This window comes from Paraburkholderia domus (assembly GCF_905220705.1).
Classification (GTDB): domain Bacteria; phylum Pseudomonadota; class Gammaproteobacteria; order Burkholderiales; family Burkholderiaceae; genus Paraburkholderia; species Paraburkholderia domus.
Genome location: NZ_CAJNAT010000005.1, coordinates 121,942 through 139,950, shown reverse-complemented (window position 1 = coordinate 139,950; position 18,009 = coordinate 121,942). Strand labels below are relative to the sequence as shown.

Annotated in this window: 12 protein-coding genes; 7 read left to right on the top strand and 5 right to left on the bottom strand. The window is 63.4% G+C overall.

What is annotated here, in order from left to right:
* Positions 1–13: 13 nt before the first annotated feature.
* Entirely contained in the window at positions 14–1,483 is a 1,470-nt protein-coding gene (locus KHO31_RS12490) for a sigma-54 interaction domain-containing protein (RefSeq protein WP_211623425.1), read from the bottom strand.
* Positions 1,484–1,796: 313 nt separating this feature from the next.
* On the opposite strand from KHO31_RS12490, the gene KHO31_RS12485 reads away from it, so the two are divergent.
* On the top strand, positions 1,797–3,197 hold the full coding sequence (locus KHO31_RS12485) for a GntP family permease (protein WP_201077150.1): 1,401 nt from the start codon (positions 1,797–1,799) through the stop codon (positions 3,195–3,197).
* 79 nt (positions 3,198–3,276) lie between these two features.
* On the opposite strand, the gene KHO31_RS12480 is transcribed toward KHO31_RS12485, so the two are convergent.
* Complete coding sequence (locus tag KHO31_RS12480) at positions 3,277–6,828, bottom strand: ATP-binding protein (protein WP_211623524.1); 3,552 nt, start codon at positions 6,826–6,828, stop codon at positions 3,277–3,279.
* Positions 6,829–7,128: 300 nt separating this feature from the next.
* On the opposite strand from KHO31_RS12480, the gene KHO31_RS12475 reads away from it, so the two are divergent.
* The 6 genes from KHO31_RS12475 (at position 7,129) to KHO31_RS12450 (ending at position 14,613) form a co-directional block, all read left to right on the top strand.
* Positions 7,129–8,841 (top strand): methyl-accepting chemotaxis protein, encoded by a 1,713-nt coding sequence (locus KHO31_RS12475; protein WP_211623423.1) that lies wholly within the window; start codon positions 7,129–7,131, stop codon positions 8,839–8,841.
* A 464-nt stretch (positions 8,842–9,305) separates the two neighbouring features.
* Positions 9,306–9,557 carry a hypothetical protein gene (locus KHO31_RS12470; RefSeq protein WP_007178686.1) on the top strand — a complete coding sequence of 84 codons (252 nt, stop codon included), beginning with the start codon at positions 9,306–9,308 and terminating at the stop codon, positions 9,555–9,557.
* Between the two features lie 339 nt (positions 9,558–9,896).
* Complete coding sequence (locus KHO31_RS12465; RefSeq protein WP_201077138.1) at positions 9,897–10,889, top strand: DedA family protein/thiosulfate sulfurtransferase GlpE; 993 nt, start codon at positions 9,897–9,899, stop codon at positions 10,887–10,889.
* 93 nt (positions 10,890–10,982) lie between these two features.
* Positions 10,983–12,695, top strand: a complete 1,713-nt coding sequence (locus KHO31_RS12460) for an FAD-dependent oxidoreductase (protein WP_211623421.1) — start codon at positions 10,983–10,985, stop codon at positions 12,693–12,695.
* Between the two features lie 221 nt (positions 12,696–12,916).
* Entirely contained in the window at positions 12,917–13,195 is a 279-nt protein-coding gene (locus KHO31_RS12455) for a hypothetical protein (RefSeq protein WP_201077122.1), read from the top strand.
* A 194-nt stretch (positions 13,196–13,389) separates the two neighbouring features.
* On the top strand, positions 13,390–14,613 hold the full coding sequence (locus KHO31_RS12450; protein WP_201107778.1) for a winged helix-turn-helix domain-containing protein: 1,224 nt from the start codon (positions 13,390–13,392) through the stop codon (positions 14,611–14,613).
* Between the two features lie 22 nt (positions 14,614–14,635).
* Here the strand turns inward: KHO31_RS12450 and KHO31_RS12445 are convergent, their stop codons facing one another.
* The 3 genes from KHO31_RS12445 to KHO31_RS12435 all read right to left on the bottom strand — a co-directional run bounded on the left by KHO31_RS12445 (position 14,636) and on the right by KHO31_RS12435 (position 17,913).
* Positions 14,636–15,235 carry a LysE family translocator gene (locus KHO31_RS12445; protein WP_211623419.1) on the bottom strand — a complete coding sequence of 200 codons (600 nt, stop codon included), beginning with the start codon at positions 15,233–15,235 and terminating at the stop codon, positions 14,636–14,638.
* Between the two features lie 116 nt (positions 15,236–15,351).
* Entirely contained in the window at positions 15,352–15,609 is a 258-nt protein-coding gene (locus KHO31_RS12440) for a hypothetical protein (protein ID WP_201077120.1), read from the bottom strand.
* Positions 15,610–15,729: 120 nt separating this feature from the next.
* Positions 15,730–17,913, bottom strand: coding sequence for an NHL repeat-containing protein (locus KHO31_RS12435; RefSeq protein WP_201077118.1), 2,184 nt, complete (start codon positions 17,911–17,913; stop codon positions 15,730–15,732).
* Positions 17,914–18,009 lie beyond the last annotated feature (96 nt).

Here is an 18,009-nt window from a genome sequence, read left to right as displayed (position 1 = left end):
TCGCCGGACTTTGTCACACCTCGATGCCGTATGCCGCGATCTTCTTGTAGAGCGTCGCACGGCCCATACCGATCTGCATGGCCGTCTCGATCACGCGACCACCGTTGGCGCGCAGGGCGTCGCCCAGGTAGCGCTTTTCGAACGCGGCCATGGCGTCGCTCCACGACATCGCTTCGAGTGCCACTGAAGCCGCGTCTGAAGCGTGCGCTTCAGAGACCATGGATACGTGTGGGCGATGGCCGCTGCCTTGTGTCGGGCCGATGAACGGCGCCAGCGCACGCGCATCGATTCGCTCGCTGTCCGAGAGCATCACCGCCCGCTCCAGCGTGTTGCGCAGTTCGCGCACATTGCCCGGCCACCCATACGAACACAGCAGCCGCAACGCATCGTCCTGCAATTCGAAGTGACTGGCGCCGCGCGCTTGCATCGACAGGTCCTCGAGCATGGCGTAGGCAAGCGCTTCAATATCAGACGTACGCTCCCGAAGTGCCGGCGCCTGGATCGTCAAAACGTTCAGGCGATAGAACAAGTCCGCACGGAAACGTCCTGCCGCGACCAGCGCCGGCAAATCGGCCGAGGTGGCGGCGATGATCCGCACGTCAGCACGCACGATCCGGTTCGAGCCAAGCGGCTCGAACTCCTTGTCCTGCAGCACTCGCAGCAGCTTGCCCTGCAAAGGCAGCGGCATATCGCCGATTTCGTCGAGAAACAGTGTGCCGCCGTTCGCGAGTTCGAACTTGCCGACACGCCCCTTCCGGTCGGCACCGGTATAGGCGCCGGGCGCGGCGCCGAAGAATTCGACTTCGAGCAAGGTGTCAGGAATCGCCGCGACGTTGACCGTCACGAGCGGCTGATTCGCTCGCGCCGATCCGCCGTGAATGGCATGCGCCAGCAGCTCCTTGCCCGTGCCGGTTTCGCCGAGCAAGAGCACCGGCGACTCGAGTTGCGCGGCGCGGCGCGCCTGGCGCTTCACTTCGAGACTGGCCGCGCTCGTGCCGACAAAACTTCCGAACGTGTACTTCGCCCGTCTGGCCTGCGCGAGCGACTGACGCGTCGCGATCAATTCCTCCTGCACGCGCGAGTAGTGGGAGAAAAGCGGCGTGAGCGCCTTCAGCTCGTCGAACAACGCGAAACCCACCGCGCCGACTGTGTTGCCCGCATCGTCTTTCAGCGGCAGCCGCGTCACGACAAGCGGCTCGCGGTCCGTTTCGAGGATATCGAGCAGAATCGGTTTGCCGGTGTTCACGACCTCGCGCATCAGGCTGTTGGGGATCACCGCCTCGCAATCCCTGCCGATTGCCTGCTCCGGGTCCGAAAAACCGAAGCGCGCCGCGTAGCGCTTGTTAATCCACACGACACGCGCCTCGGCGTCGACGATGAACGTGCCTTCGCTAAAGTTTTCGAACGTGCGGAAGAGCGAATCCATCGCCCGGCGGAGTACGTCGCCGTAGGTAGCAGGAAGGCCCGCCCAGTCGTTCATCATGGTGTCGCTGTCTCCGGCTATCGTTATATTTATGCATATCTCATTTCGTAGACAAGCTTATCTCACCGGCGAGATTGCCAGCAAGCGCTCTGCATAAGGATTTAACCTCGGTTCCGCCTATGTTCAGCTGATTTGCGTCCCGTTTTGGAGACGTTTGGGTACAATCGGCCGAATCAAGTTTCGAACTTCGGCCTGAGAAATCAACAGGCTGGCCGCTGCGGCGCGGGTGGCATGGAATCTGCATTTGCGGGCGCCGGGCCGTCGCAGTCATCGGGACGGCGTACACGTAGAACAACCAAGCTTTGGAGACTCAATGTCCTTTGTCATCGTCCTCGCCGCGCTGGCGTTTCTGATGTTTGCCGCGTATCGCGGCTACAGCGTCATTCTGTTCGCGCCGATCGCTGCTCTCGGCGCGGTGCTGCTCACCGATCCGGGTGCCGTCGCACCGGTGTTCTCCGGCATCTTCATGGAGAAGATGGTCGGCTTCGTGAAGCTTTACTTCCCCGTGTTTCTGCTGGGCGCGGTGTTCGGCAAGGTCATCGAACTGTCCGGCTTCTCGGAGTCGATCGTGGCCGCGGCCATCCGCTATATCGGCCGCTCACGCGCCAATGCGGTGATCGTCGCGGTGTGCGCATTGCTCACCTATGGCGGCGTATCGCTGTTCGTGGTGGTGTTCGCCGTGTATCCGTTCGCCGCCGAACTGTATCGCCAGAGCAATATTCCGAAGCGTCTGATGCCTGGTGCGATCGCGCTCGGCGCGTTCTCGTTCACGATGGACTCGCTGCCGGGCACGCCGCAGATCCAGAACATCATCCCGACCACCTTCTTCAAGACAACGTCCTGGGCCGCGCCCACGCTTGGCGTGATCGGCTCGCTGTTCATCATCGTGGTTGGCCTCACGTATCTGGAATGGCGCCGCCGCGCGGCGATGGCGACCGGCGAAGGCTACGGCACGGACCTCGTCAACGAACCGGAACGCGTCGAATCGAAGCAACTGCCGCATCCGCTGCTCGCGGTCGCGCCGTTGGTGCTGGTCGGCGTGGCGAACTTCCTGCTGACTCGCTGGATTCCGAACTGGTACGGCGCGACGTACACCATCGCACCGGATATCCTGCCGGGCATCCATGCGCCGGTCACGACGACGATTAAAAGCGTCGTCGCGATCTGGGCCGTTGAAGGCGCACTGCTGCTCGGTATCGTGATGGTCGTGGTGACGGCATTTGGCCGTGTACGCGAACGCTTTGCGGTCGGCACCAAGGCTGCCGTGGCGGGCGCATTGCTGGCTTCGTTGAATACCGCTTCGGAATATGGCTTCGGCGGCGTGATTGCAGCGCTGCCGGGCTTCCTCGTCGTCAGCGATGCACTGAAGAGCATTCCGAATCCGCTCGTCAACGCGGCTGTTTCGGTGAGTTCGCTGGCGGGTATCACGGGTTCGGCATCAGGCGGCATGAGCATCGCGCTCGCGGCCATGTCGGACACGTTTATCAAGGGCGCGGAAGCGGCGCATATTCCGATGGAAGTGTTGCACCGGGTGGTCGCCATGGCGAGCGGCGGGATGGACACGCTGCCGCATAACGGCGCGGTGATCACGCTGCTGGCGGTGACGGGACTAACGCACCGCCAGTCGTATCGCGACATTTTCGCGGTGACCGTCATCAAGACGCTGGCGGTGTTTTTCGTGATCTCGGTGTACTACATGACCGGGTTGGTTTGACACCGTGCTCGCGCGCAATGCGCCGGTCGAGATCGATTTCATCGCGAAGCGACCCGGCCGGCACGCTGCGGCGAACGGGTCAACGCGCCGACGTTTCATCAAGGCCGAAGTACTCGCATAGCGCGTCGTGCAGCGAGATCGCGCGCGCGTCCATCTCGGTCGTCCAGCGTTCGCTGTCCTGACAGAGCCGCTGCAACGCGTGGCATTCCCGCGTGAATTGCGGCGTCTGGACGACCAGAAACGCGCCGCCCGCGCTATGCGCCCAGTCTCGCAATGCGTGCCGGTCTTCCCTCTCGACGATCGCCATCAGCTTCGGCAGATCGTTCTGCAGATGCGCCTTGAGCATGGCCGTGTATCGCGCCTTGTCATCAGCGCTAAGGGTGCCCACTGAATCGGCGGGCGCCGCAGTGTGTGTCGTGACAGTTGCCGTATCCACGACCACAGCCGCCGGAGCGCCCACGATAGCTTCTGTCTCCGGCGACGACTCACGCCGCATCGACGCCACCGCGAGCAACGCGGTCTCCAATTCGCTCAACGATGCTGGCTTGGCGACATATCCAGTAAATCCGCGCTCGCGCCAACCTTCAGCCTGCCGACTATCGGTGACGGCGCTGAAGGCAAGCACCGGCACGTCCGGGTAGGTCCGGCGCAAGGCCGCCAGCAATTCGTAGCCGTCCATGACCGGCATGTGGATATCGGTCATGACCACCTCGAAGCGCGCCCGCTCGAATTCCGCCAGCGCCTGCCGCCCGTCGCCTGCGATCGTCGGCAGGCACCCCAGTGCGCTGAGTTGTTCGACGACCAGGGTCTGGATCAACGGGTTGTCTTCTGCAACCAGAACCGTCAAACCCTGCAAGGCGGGATTAACCGCAGGCGGCGACACGGCAGGCGCCGGCGGCAGCGTCGTGGCCACGTCCGCAGCGCCCGTGGCCACGATATCCACCGCGGCCAGAATCGCCTTGCGGCTGAACTCCGTGACTTCCAGCACGCCTTCGCCACATGGGGCGGGGCGATGGGGCCCGGTACGCGTAATCCACACCACCCCCGCTGGGTGAACCGCGCGTAGTGCGGCAATCACGTCGAGGTCGTACTCGCCGGTGACGACCATCGCGTCCGGCCGGTTCACGCGCAACCACGCCTGTGCGCTGCGCATCGACACGACCGTGTGGACAGTCCAGCCCGCCAGATGGAAGCTGCTGTCGATGATCTGCCCTGACTCGCGTTCCTGCGAAAGCACCAGCACATTGCCCCGGCGAGCCGGTTCGACGGCCGGCTCGCGCAACGCATCCGGGGGCATGGCGAGCGGAATCGACACGCTGAACGCACTGCCGACGCCCAGCACGCTCTCGACCGAAATATGGCCGCCCATCAACTCGCACAGCCGCGCGCAGATCGACAAACCAAGGCCGGTGCCACCATAGCGGCTCGACGTGCTCGCTTCGCCCTGCACAAACGGGCTGAAGATGCGCGCGACCAGCACCTGATCCATGCCGATTCCCGAATCGCAGACCCGGCAAATCAGCGTCGGCCGGCCTTGCAAATCGTCCGTCACGTCGGCGTTCAGCGTGATCTTGCCGCACGAGGTGAATTTGAACGCGTTGCTCAGCAGGTTGTTGACGATCTGCGCGATGCGCGTGCGATCGCCACTGAGTACCCGGTCGAGCGTCGGCGACAGATGCGCATAGAAGCGGATCGCGCGATCCGCCGTCATGGGCGCGTAGGACAGGGCGATATTCTCGAAATCGTCGAGCGGCCGGAACGATTCGGTCACCAGCTTCATCTCGCCGGCGTCGATCTTCGAAAAGTCGAGAATGTCATTGACGATGCGGCGCAGCGCGTCAGCCGCCACACCGAGTGCCTTGAGCCGTTGCGCGTGAGCTTCGAGCCCCGGCGTACGCGCGAACAATTCGAGGTTGCCAAGCAGGGCGTTCAGCGGCGTACGGATTTCGTGACTCATCGACGCGAAGAAATTCGAACGCGCCCGCATCGCAGCCTCGGAGGTCTGCTGCGCGAGCCGCAATTGCTGTTCGAGCGCATGCTGGACGGTCACGTCGAGAATCGCGCAGAACAGCACGTCTTCGCCGGCATAACGTGCCGACGCGTAGGTAAACTGCAGAAACTGCGCAGGCGGCGAGGCGTTTTCGTCAGGCGCGGGCTGTGATTGCAGTGGCGCTTGCGACTGCGCCTGTGGCGGCTGTGGCAACGCCGGCGCGACAAAAGTCGCGATCCGGGCGAATGCTGCGACCGACGGCGTTCCCGGCGCCGGCACGCGAAACTCGCCAACGACATGCGGTGGCAAGCGATTGCCAGCCGCTTCGATGTGCAGCAACTCGTCGGCCAAAGCGTTCGCGGTGATGATGGAAAAATCGCTCCGCCGAACGATGCACAAACCAACCGGCGTCGCACTGACCAGAATGTGGTTGATGGTTTCGCTTTCCAGGGCGCGCGAAGTTTCCGCGAACGTACTGCGCAGCAGACGCAGCCCCCACAGCCGTGCCGTCAGCGCGATCGCCGCCAGAACCAATACCGCGAGGCCGGCGAGTACGGCCAGTTGCCAACCCAGCGCGGCGACCAGCCCGCGCCACGACAGATAGCTGACCAGCGAGCCAAAACCGGGCACCAACGGATCGATCAGAATCGCGCCATCGCGCGTGTAGCGGTAGCTATCGGGTGGCGTATGCGCGACGGCGTCCTGCAGCATGGTTGCGGTGGCCGCATCGACGGGCGGCGACGACACCATCACACGGCGATCCGCGCTCATCAGCAACAGCGTTCCCTCACGGCCAGGCCGCGAGAGATCCCCTGCAAACGCCGCAAGCGGAATGCTCATCACGATCAGCGTGGTCGGCGTATCGCCAGCATAGTAGGCGCTCACAGCGGAGATTACCGGCACGCCTGTCAGCGGATCGCGATACGGACCGAGCCAGATCCGCTCGCCCTTGGCCGGCACGCGCTTGCCGGTTTGCGCCTGCAGTTCCCGTTCGAGGGCTTCGCGCAAGGTCGTCACCATCGCAGGCTGTGGCAGCGGAGCATCGCCAACGCTTCGCCTGGCGTCCGAGTCGCCGACCGGATGGGCAAGTGAAGGCAGGATCGCGGCATAGTCTTCGTTCAGCCCGAGCAGAATTGCGCGTTGCGGCAATTCGAACGATTGCTGGGTCACCAGCGTGGACTGCGCCGCTTCGTAGATGCGCCACAGGTGTGGCCCGAGTTGCGGCCCCCATGCGGCACGCGTGGCGTCACCCACCAGCAGGTCGAATTGCGCATCGACCCTTTGCACCGTGCCGCGCGTCGCGCCGTACTGGCGCACCGCTTCCTCGGCGCTTGCAGGCGCGCGCAATACGTTGTCGGTGCTGTGATAGTAGTCGAGCGTGAGTTCAGCACGCCGCAGAAACGACTCCTGCCGGTGCAGGAGCAACGAGATGCCGGCGGCGCTCTGGGACGCGAACGCGCGCCGGTAGTCGAGTTGCTTGTCCGCGGCGAGCACGGCGAGCAGCAATGCAAAGACCACCACGATCAGCATCAGCGAAGCGATTGTCGCCAGGTACACCCGCTGTTGACGCTTCGCGCTATGTGCCAGCGAAGCGAACGCTTGAGCCAGTGATTCCTGAGTACGGTCGAGGATCTTCTGCATCGGCTGGCAACGTTGGCGTGGTTCGCGCAGGCAGACCGCTGCGGTTAAGAGGAGCACGGAATGCGTCTGCAGCCCTTTTAACGGCGCAGTTTAGCGCTTTTGGAGACAACGCGCGAAGCATCTGACACCGATTTTCACGACTACGCAGCGCGCATCAAGACAACCCTGCAATAACGGCCCGGTGCGCCATAAACCTGAGTGGTTTACTGGGAAACCCTAAAGGCCACGGGGTTAATGCCGTTATTCCTTGCATAGATATTAGGACCGTGCGGACGCGCGTCCGTACCTGCAAGGAAAGCCATGCGCAACAACCAGCCTGTCACTGGGCACGAGTACGAATTCCCTTCGTCACAGATGCTTGTTTCCGCGACCGATCTTACCGGCCGCATCGAATACTGCAACCCGGCGTTCATCGCCGTATCGGGCTTTGCCCGCGATGAGCTAATCGGCCAGCCGCACAACGTGATCCGCCATCCGGACATGCCGCGCGAAGCCTTCGCCGACATGTGGACGACGATCCGCGACGGCCGCCCGTGGACCGCGCTCGTCAAGAACCGCCGCAAGAACGGCGACCACTACTGGGTGCATGCGAACGTCACGCCGGTAGTCGATAAAGGCGTGGTGGTCGGCTATCTGAGCGTGCGCGTGAAACCGGCACGCGACGCGGTGCGCGCCGCCGAAGCGTTGTACGCGCGAATCCGCACCGGCGAGTCGCGGGCGTTCAGGCTGCATCGCGGCATGGTCGTACGCACGGGCATGCTCGGCCGCGTGCAATCGCTGATGCGTCTGCCGGTCGCAACGCGTGCGGCGATCGGGTATGCGATCACATCGCTGGCTTTGTTGCTAACCGGCCTCGCTGCATGGAACGGTACGCCGCCCGTGCCGTTCTGGATTGCGTTCGGCGTCGCCACCGCCTTCAGCCTCGTCTCCTGGCGGGTGCTGACGCGGCAACTGGCCGCACCGATTCGCGACATGTCCGGCTTCGCGACCCGCCTAGCTGCCGGTGACCTGACCGCCGATCTGGTGATCGCGCGTCACGACGACCTCGGCGATGTGTTGCAGGCGTTGAATCAACTGAAGGCGAATCTTGCGGCGATCGTCTACGACGTGCGCGCGCAGATTACCGGCATGCTCGACAACGCGCGCGAAATTTCCAGCGGCAATGTCGACCTCGCGCGGCGCACCGAAATGCAGGCGGCGTCGCTCGAAGAAACGGCGGCCACCATGGAAGAACTGACCACCACCGTGCAGGCCAACGCCGATGCCAGCGTCCGCGCGCTCGATCTGGCGAAAGACGCGCAAGCGGCGGCGGCCGTCGGCGGCAAGATCGCCGGTCAGGTCGAGCAGACCATGGCCGGCATCACAGCGGCGTCGAAGCGCATTGCGGACATTACCGGCGTGATCGACGGCATCGCGTTCCAGACCAATATCCTCGCGCTGAATGCCGCCGTGGAAGCGGCGCGCGCGGGCGAAGCGGGCCGCTCGTTCGCAGTCGTCGCCAGCGAGGTGCGAATGCTGGCGCAACGGTGCGCGGCGTCGTCGAAGGAAATCAAGTCAGTGGTCGAGGCGAGTGCAACCGAAGTGGCGCTCGGCACGGAACTGGTTGCACGCACGACCTCACAAATGCGCGTGATCGATGAAGCGGTAAGCCGCGTGTCGTCGATCATCGTCGAAGTAGCGAATGCAAGCAGCGAACAGGCAGAAGGGATTCGCCAGGTCAATCAGGCGGTCTCGCATCTCGACGGCGCCACGCAGCAGAACGCAGCGCTGGTCGAGCAGGCGGCAGCCACGGCGCAACGTCTCGCGGAACAGGCCGATGTGCTGGACGAAGCGGTGCGTCTTTTCACCGTCGCCGATGCAACGCCCGCGCGGCGTGCTGCGCAGCCGCTGCGGCAGGCCGCACCGGGCAATGCGGCGCGGCATCCGGCGCACACGTCGGCGCCCGAACTTAGGCGCGACGCAGAGCACGGAATTGCACACGCGGTCGAGCAGGAAGAATCCGCATTACATTGATCTGACAGATCGGCGTTACCCCCACCTCGACAGGCCAGAATTGACGCATCACGATGGAAACGTCAGCGCCCAGTTGGTTGCAAGGGCAGGCTGACCCGAGTAACAACGGCGTTTAGCAGCCCGTCCCTTCAAGGACGGGCTATTTTTTTCCGCCTGGCACGCTCGCTGCCCCACCCATAACCGAACCGCGCGTCAGCACCGTGACAGCCAGGGAGAAGGGCTGCACCGCCACGGGGCACGAAAAATGCGCCCGTCGTTGCGGGGAGTCGCGTTAAACTGGTTGTCACAGTCGGGCGTCGCGCCGCGCATTGCCCGGCGGGCCTCGCCAGGCAACGCGCAACGCGTCGTCCCGGCAAGCAGATAGGTGGACGGGCAGATACCCCGCGTGTGAGCACGGCACGACAGACGGCGTGCTCACCTGCCCGTACAATGGTTCGATCATCAACGGAACAAGGACAACCTCGATGCGCACTACCGGGTCCTCCGGGTCAATGGCCCTGCTCACCGAATACGACGACGCAACGGCACGCGAACTCCGCTCCCTGCGCCTCGAATCGACAGAAGATGGCAAAGGCATTCTTCTGATCGAGGTCGACGAGCGCAAGCCAGGCATTCACCGCGAAGTGCGCTACGAGATCACGCCTGCCGAACTGATTGCCGCAATTCGCGCACATGGCGCGGAGTTGCCGGGCGAACAACACAATCATCGTCAGTAACACAGCCACGCCCGGCACTGCGCTTCACGCGCGAAAGCCGGGCGCTGCCTGTGGACCGCCAGCTTCGATTTGCGTATTGCAGGACATCCTACGAGTGTCCGTAAAGCGTTCTTCGCCACTCGCTTGCGGCAAACGTTTCAATCAATTTCGCTTTGTTCCATTCGCGCTTCTAATTCGCGCTTTTGGCCCGCCAGGCATGCCGTGGCCGCGCTTTTAACACGCGAATAACGGGCCGATTTTCCGGACATTTGCACGTCTTGAAAATGCGTCCATAATCCTTAGATACTCCGTTGCTTCCCCTACCTGCGCCGCGTCCGAAAGGGCTGCGGATGTAAGCCGATGCTACATGATCTCGTCGAGCAATATGGACCGGCGCTCGTCTTCGTCAACGTGCTGGCCGCCTCGCTCGGGCTACCGGTGCCGGCGATGCCGTCGCTCGTGCTGTTTGGGGCGATGGCGGCCATGCATCCTGGGTCAATAGGCACACAGCTGATGCCGGTCCTCGTGTTGTCGATCTTCGCCACGCTGATCGGCGACAGCGCCTGGTATCTCGCCGGCCGTATGTACGGCGGCAACACGCTGAAAACGATCTGCCGTCTTTCGCTGTCACGCGACACCTGTGTAAAAAAGACCGAACGCTTTTTCGGCCGCTGGGGCGTGCGCGTGCTGGCAGTGGCGAAGTTTGTGCCGGGCCTGTCGATCGTGTCGATTCCGATGGCCGGTGCGATGGGCACCCGCTACCGTACGTTTCTCACTTACGACAGTATCGGCGCTGCCTTGTGGTCGGGTACCGGTTTGATCATCGGTGCGCTGTTCGCCAAGCAGATCGACATGCTGTTCGCCATGGCCGGACGCCTCGGGCGCACGGCCGCGCTGGTAGCGGTGGCGTTGCTGCTGCTGTATGCGGCTTATCGCTGGGTTCGCCGGCGCCAGCTGATTTCCAAGCTCGCAACCCAGCGAATCGAAGTCGAGGAGTTGGCGAAACTGGTCGCGGCCGGCAAGACGCCGGTACTGTTCGATATCCGCTCGCAGGAAAAGCGCGCGCTTGACCCGTTCGTGATTCCGGGCTCGCAATTTGCCGACGAACGGCAGCTCGACGAGATCGTCGCGACGTATCCGCACGATCAGAAGGTGGTGATTTACTGTTCGTGCCCAAATGAAATATCCGCGGCATGGATGGCCAAACAGATGAACGAAGCCGGCTTCGCCGACGTGCTGCCGCTACGCGGCGGCATGGAAGCCTGGCGCGACTCGGGCAAAGCGGTGGACGCGCTGCCCGGCATGCCGCCGCCCGATGTGGCGGTCGACGATATCGCGCCGAAGGCCGTGTAGCGCAGCAGCGCATTCACATCGGCGCCCTCGCGCGCCCGCGCCGCTTCGCCCCCCGTGTCGATCAATCAGGATGAACACAGAAGGAGCGGTTCAATGCTGTCGACTCAAGAAGCAGAAGGGCAACAAGCCGTCGTCGCCGACGCGCCGTTTTCGTCGCTCGCGACACGGATGCATCAGATGTTCCCCGAACTCACGTGTGCAGAAATCGACCGTCTGCGTCGGTTCGGCGAAGTGGGCCACTGGGAAGCAGGAAAGCTGCTGTTCGAGACCGGTCACACGGGTCCAGGCATGTTCGTGATGTTGAAGGGGCATGTGAAGATTTATCAGCGCGACGGCATCGGGCGCGAGGTCGTGATTGCAGAACACGGCGCTGGGCATTTTCTCGCCGAAGTCGGGCAGCTGTCCGGGCGGCATGCGCTCGTCAACGGCATGGCGACGGACGCCGTCGACGCCTTGCTGATTCCGCCGGACAAGCTGCGCGCGCTGATCGTCGCCGAGGCCGAGCTGGGCGAGCGCATCATGCGCGCGCTGATCCTGCGGCGCGTATCGCTGATCGAGAAAGGCGCGGGGGGCCCGATCCTGATCGGCAACAGCCGGGACGCCCGGCTTGTGATGTTGCAGGGCTTCCTGTCGCGCAACGGCCATCCTCACTCGGTCATCGACGAACGCGACGAAGACGCGTTGCGTCTGATCGAGCAATTCGCCGCGCAGCAAGAAGACATGCCGCTCGTGATCTGCCCGGACGGCTCGGTGCTGCGTCATCCGAGCATGCCGGAACTCGCCTCCTGCCTCGGCTTGCTGCCCGATCTCGACAATTCGCATGTGTACGACGTCGCGATCGTCGGCGCAGGGCCGGCCGGCCTCGCCACGGCCGTGTACGCCGCGTCCGAGGGCCTCTCGGTCATCGTGCTCGACAGCCGCGCGCCGGGCGGCCAGGCGGGCGCCAGTTCGCGGATCGAAAACTATCTCGGCTTTCCGACCGGCATCTCCGGTCAAGCGTTGGCGGGCCGCGCGTTCGTGCAGGCGCAGAAATTCGGTGCGCACGTTGCGATTCCCGTCCATGTGAAGGCGCTGCATTGCGCGGAGTCGCCGCATCGGCTGGAGCTCAAGTGCGGAGGGCAGATCACCGCCCGCGCGATCGTGATCGCGAGCGGCGCGGTCTATCGGCGCCCGGCGCTCGAAGGGCTCGATCGCTTCGATGGGCGCGGCGTCTACTACTGGGCGTCGCCGGTCGAGGCCAAGCTGTGCAAGCGCCAGGAGATCGTGCTCGTGGGCGGCGGCAATTCGGCGGGCCAGGCGATCGTCTATCTGGCGACGCACGCAGCCAAGGTCCATGTGCTGATCCGCCGAAGCGGCTTTGAAGCCACCATGTCGCGCTACCTGATCGACCGCATCCGCTCGCTGCCGAATGTGTTCGTGCATCCGAATTCGGAAGTCGGCCAGCTCGAGACGGACGAAATCGGGCTGGCCTCGGTCGTGTTGAAGAAGCCGCTGCCGGACGGCACCAAAAGCTTCGACACGCGGCATCTGTTCCTTTTCACCGGCGCGGATCCGAATACCGACTGGCTGCGCACCTGCGGCGTGCAGCTGGACGACAAGGGCTTTGTGCTGACTGGCGCCAGTGTGGACGGCGCATCCGTCTGCGATCTCGCGACGACTGTCGAAGGCGTGTACGCGATCGGCGACGCGCGCGCCGGCTCGACGAAGCGCGTCGCGGCAGCGGTCGGAGAAGGTGCTGCGGTGGTCGCGCAGATTCATCAGCTGCTGGCCGTTTCGGCGGGAGAAGCGGTCGCTTTGGGGGCTTAAAGGAAGCCTTTCCCGGGGCCGCCCTAGTCGCGCGTTCGGCCGCCGCTCGCGCGACGTGCCGGGCGTAGGCCCACTCCCCCCGCCCGCGGCAGCAATGGCATTGGGTAATCTGCTGTTACACACGCCTTCAACTGGTTTCACCTGCCTTGCTTTCTGTTTCGTAATATTGTCGTCAGCTATTCGACAGCGAATGGCTGCCTCTTTCGAAACAGGAGACAAGCATGATCCAACGCGCGATCGTTTTCACCGCCTTCAGCCTTGCTGCCACCTGCGCATCGACTGCCGCTTCGGCCCGGGTGGATGTCGGCGTGTTCGTGAACACGCCCGGGCTCATGGTTGCCCCACCGCCCGTGGTTTATACGCCGCCCCCGGTCGTTTATGCGCCTGTGCAACCCGTGTACGGTTATGGGTATCGCGGTGATTACTACCGCGGGTATCGCGAGCGCCATGACCATGGCCGGCATCGCGGCTGGGATAAGCACCACAAGCGCGACTGGTAAGGTCGGTTCGGACGGATTGCTAGTTGCTGAGTCATTGCGGCTGCGTTGCCTTCCACGGTGGTATGCGCCGGTCGTGCCCCATGCCGATTCGTCTGCCGTATTCACGCTACAGTAGCGACTGCTGATTTAGGCCGGACCTAGCGTCCGCTCCCATCGCAGTTACTCATCGACCAACGCCCGTGACCGACGCTCGCGTGAAGAGTCTTCCGTTATCCGCCGCGCGCACGCTGCATCTGGCCGCGCAAGGTTTGCTGACGCCGCCGCGCCGCAAGGCCGTCAAAGCCGACGTGCTCGACGCGATCCGTCGCATGGCGCAATTGCAGATCGACACGATCCACGTGGTCGCGCGCAGCCCGTATCTCGTGCTGTTCAGCCGGCTCGGCGCGTATCCGCAGCAATGGCTCGACGAGCACCTTGCCGAAGGCAAGCTGTTCGAATACTGGTCGCATGAAGCCTGTTTCGTTCCGACCGAAGACTACGGCCTGCTGCGCCACCGCATGCTCGATCCGAGCGGCATGGGCTGGAAATACGCGGCCGAGTGGCACAAAAAGCATCGCAAGGACATCGACAAACTGCTCGCGCATATCCGTGCGACCGGCCCCGTGCGTTCGGCGGACTTCGCTCGCGAGGCGGGCAAGGGCAACGGCTGGTGGGACTGGAAGCCGGAGAAGCGCCACCTGGAAGTGCTGTTCGCGATCGGGCAATTGATGGTGGCCGAGCGGCGCAATTTTCATCGCGTCTATGATTTGACCGAACGCGTGTTACCGGACTGGGACGACGCGCGCGACCTGCCGCCGCGGGAAACCGTCACTGAGGAAGCATTGCGCCGCACCTGCCGCGCGCTCGGCGTCGTGCGCGCCGATTGGGTCGCCGATTACTACCGGCTGCCGCGCCGCCCCTATCGCGACGAACTGCGTGCGCTTGCCGATCGGGGCGAACTGATCCCGGTGCAAGTGGAGGGCTGGAAGCAGGACACCTTCGTCCATCACGAATTCGCGCCGATGATCGACGACGCCGCAACCGGCAAGCTCGCTTCAACCGTCACCACAGTGCTGTCGCCGTTCGATCCGGTGGTGTGGGACCGCAAGCGCGCCGCCGCGCTCTTCGATTTCGACTATGCGATCGAATGCTATACACCGGCTGCAAAGCGCAAATATGGCTACTTCGTGTTGCCGCTTTTGAGCCGGGGGCGCCTGGTCGGCCGCGTGGATGCGAAAGCGCATCGAACAACCGGCGTGTTCGAACTGAAATCGCTGCACATCGAACCCGGCGTGCGACTCAGCGCGAGGCTTGCCGGCGATCTTCGCCGCGCTTTGCAGCGCTGTGCGGACTGGCACGGCACACCGCAATTGGAAATTGCATCCGGGCCGGCGGAATGGCTCGAGGCGCTGAGCGCAACCAGCAGTCAGGAAGTTTGACCGCGCGGTACAAGACGCGTTCTTAGTGCAGCGCCGCCCACGCGAGCGACAAGGAAAACACGCCCAGCACAATGGACGCGCCGCGCTGCATCTTCACCGGATTCAGCCAGGCGAGTTTGCCGCTGCCAAGCGCCGCGCCGAACGCGATCCACGCAAGCGCGATCGGCACCAGCAAGCAGGCGAATATCAGCATCGCCACGGCATACACAGACACATGCGCGAACGCGATGGCGGGAAAAATCGTACCGGCGAATAACAAGCCTTTCGGATTGAGCAGCGTCGCCACGAACAGCGTGCGCTTGCCGCTCGCCCGCTGTGTCGAATCGGGCAAGGCCACCGCCGCGCGCCACATATCGACGGCGAGATAGGCGATGTACACGCCGGCCGCCACGCGCAACAGCGACGGCAACCAGGGCAACGCGTGCGCGGCTTGCGCGAGAAAATGTCCCCACACTGAAATCGACAGAAGATGGCCGGCAAGTTCAGTGGCAATCAGCGGTAATGAACGCCGCACGCCCTGGCGCAAACCGGCCGCCGCAAGCAGCGTATTGGTGGGACCCGGCGTAATCAGTACGACAATAATGCCGACGGCCAGCAAGGCGATAGCAGACGAGGAAAGCATAAAAAAGGCGCAATGTTGGAAACAGTGCGCCTTTTTATCACAGACAACCGCGCCGCCGAAACGCGGCGGCGATTGCGCTGCGAACCACGCCACCCGCGGGCGGCGTGCCACTGCCTTCAGTGGTCGAGCTTCGCGCGCAATTCGCGAGCGGCTTCCAGCAGCCCCTCATAACCCGAACGGGCGTGCTCTGGCAGATCGGGATCGCCGACGAACGCGCCGAGGGTTTCGATCAGGCTATACAGAATGCCCTTTGCGGCACCCGAAGCGATGCTGCCGGACGATACCTGTTGACCCACGTGACTGAGCGCGGCGTCGAGGTGCTCCAGGTCGGGCCGGTCGCCCGTAGGCGGCTGAGGCGTTACGTCTTGCGTCATGATGAAACTTTTCTCCAATTGATATGTCAGCGAACAAAACCATCCTTTCACGTTGTTATATACCGATCGTGCGCTGCCGTCCATTCGTGATGGGACCGAGCGCGATCCACGCGATCCACGTTAAGGCGTCCATCGATACATCAGGATTTTCGCGCGCGCGTCGTCTTCCAGCAGGACGACGTATTCGCCATTCTCGCGCCGCACCGCGCTGATGCCGAGATAAACATCCACCCAGCCGGTGGTGCTGCCGACGCTCGCGCCGGGCGTCATATAGCCGACCGCCTGACCATTGCGTATGTCGTACACATCCACCTTCGCGGTGTACAACTCGGCGACGAAAATGTAATTGCCTGCTACCGCGACGCCGACGGTCGTCGTCTGTGGATTGCTCTGCGTATTCCACGGCAATGAGATGGTGTATTGCTGCGTCGGCGTACCGGAACTCCAGTTGTCATAGCGCGCGAGCACCGGGCCGGCCTCCTTCCAGTGCGTCGGATCCCACGGAATCGCGCTCGTAAAACCGGATATGTACATTGTGTCGGTCGCCGCGACATAGACGATCCGCGCAATCCGCGTGAACGGTTGCGGCATCGCGAACATCTTCGAACTCGCGTACGTGTAGATCGGATTGCCGACGGAATCGAGGCCTTGCAACGGCATCTCGCGGATGCCGCTCGTCGGCGTGGCGAGCCAGACGTTACCCGGCGTATCGACCCACCAGAAGCCGTTGCCGACCGTACTGCCCGTCGACGGGTTGCTACTGATTTCGCTCGCCTCGACGGTGCCGTTGCCATTGCTATCGCGCCACAGCCATTCGCCATACGTCGGCTGCCCTGCCGGCCACGAGCCCGGCAGCGGATTTTGCGCCAGCAGACCGGACGGAATCGCCACTTCGCCATGCGCCGCGTCGAAGCGATACACATTCAGATAGTGCGCGCCGGGATCGAGCGTGTAGAGATAACGCTTACCGTCGATTCGCCGCACCATCGGCTCGCCGCGCACGCCACGCGGCTCGTGAAATGCCGGGTCGTCGGGATAATCGAAACGTTCGAGCGTGAAGCCCGCGTACGACCATTGCTGGCCGACCGGCCGCTTGTAATCGAGCGTGAAGCGCTTCGAGCCGGTGTAGACCGAATTCGGCGTCGCCGGATCGAACGCGGCGCTATCGACAAAGGTCAGCCCGTACAGGCGCCAGTTGAAGGCATGCGTGCTGAGCACGTAGCTTTCGAGCACGGCCCCCTGACCGACCGATGCCGAGCCGAGCGGCCGCGGACCTTCGCCATTCTGCGCGACGTACAGATTGCCGGCCGGATCGACACCCAGGCCCGTGATGCCATTGAAGCGCCAGTCGCCCGGCACACCCTTGACCTCGTGGAAGATGCCATTGCGCGTGCCGATCGACGCAGCGGCTCGCGGCTGACCGCCGGCATGCCTGTCGAAGACGAGGATCTGCTGCGCCGGTCCGTTGTCTGCGACCAGAATTTGCCCTGACGGTGCGATTGCGATGTCGGTCGGCACCGTGCCGGCGGGCAAGGTCAATGCGCCGGAGAGCGCGGTGCCATCGGCGGCGTAATGCAGAATACTTAGGTTTCCAGATGAAACACCGCTCATCACCCACAGCGTCGAATCGGTGTCCAACGCAATTCGTCCCGGCGAGGACACATTCCATGAACGCAGGCGCCGCATCGATGCGGCATCGAGTACGACTATCCGGCTGTTGTACGTATCAGCGACATACAGTTCGGTATCGGTGGCGGCCATCCCGCGAATGCCCGCATCGGTGCCGGTCGTCACCGCGTTCAGCCGCAGAAAACTGTTCTTCGTTGCATTGGCGCTATTGCCGATGCCGCCGTCGAACGGCGCGCCGGTCGCGAGATTGGCGAGCGTGCGCCGCGTAATGCCGAACCACGTCTGGTTGGCCGGCGGATAGTCCGCGCCGACCAACCCGTTGCTCTCGTTGCCGATCGACATCGCCGCATACAGGTAGGTATGGTTCGTCGCGACAGCATCGCCGCCGGCGGCGCCCCAGCCATGCGTCGAGCCGGCCACAGCAATTTTGTCGCCTGCGCGATACGCGGCGATCTCGCTGCCGCTTTCGTCCCAGGGTGCATTGGTGTAAACGGTCCCATCCGAACCGACGCTAATCGCCTGGATGTCCTGCTGCATCCACTTGCCGTCGCCAAAGCCGAAACTGTTGCCGATCCAGGAGGTGGTGTAAGCCAGTTGCGTTTGCGCGAGCGCGCTTTGCGATAAGAGATTGTGGAGGAGAAGAACAGCGACGCCAAGGCGAGGGATAAGTTTCACTACGGTATTTCCTTGCAAGGTGCGAAGCGCGCACGGCGGGCGTGTCCGGCGCGCAACGCGTGTATGCGGATCAAGAGCTATCGCGCATACATCAAC

Coding starts and splice junctions, on each gene's coding strand:
- KHO31_RS12490 (WP_211623425.1), bottom strand. CDS start 1,483: ATGATGAACGACTGGGCGGGCCTTCCTGCTACCTACGGCGACGTACTC.
- KHO31_RS12485 (WP_201077150.1), top strand. CDS start 1,797: ATGTCCTTTGTCATCGTCCTCGCCGCGCTGGCGTTTCTGATGTTTGCC.
- KHO31_RS12480 (WP_211623524.1), bottom strand. CDS start 6,828: ATGCAGAAGATCCTCGACCGTACTCAGGAATCACTGGCTCAAGCGTTC.
- KHO31_RS12475 (WP_211623423.1), top strand. CDS start 7,129: ATGCGCAACAACCAGCCTGTCACTGGGCACGAGTACGAATTCCCTTCG.
- KHO31_RS12470 (WP_007178686.1), top strand. CDS start 9,306: ATGCGCACTACCGGGTCCTCCGGGTCAATGGCCCTGCTCACCGAATAC.
- KHO31_RS12465 (WP_201077138.1), top strand. CDS start 9,897: ATGCTACATGATCTCGTCGAGCAATATGGACCGGCGCTCGTCTTCGTC.
- KHO31_RS12460 (WP_211623421.1), top strand. CDS start 10,983: ATGCTGTCGACTCAAGAAGCAGAAGGGCAACAAGCCGTCGTCGCCGAC.
- KHO31_RS12455 (WP_201077122.1), top strand. CDS start 12,917: ATGATCCAACGCGCGATCGTTTTCACCGCCTTCAGCCTTGCTGCCACC.
- KHO31_RS12445 (WP_211623419.1), bottom strand. CDS start 15,235: ATGCTTTCCTCGTCTGCTATCGCCTTGCTGGCCGTCGGCATTATTGTC.
- KHO31_RS12440 (WP_201077120.1), bottom strand. CDS start 15,609: ATGACGCAAGACGTAACGCCTCAGCCGCCTACGGGCGACCGGCCCGAC.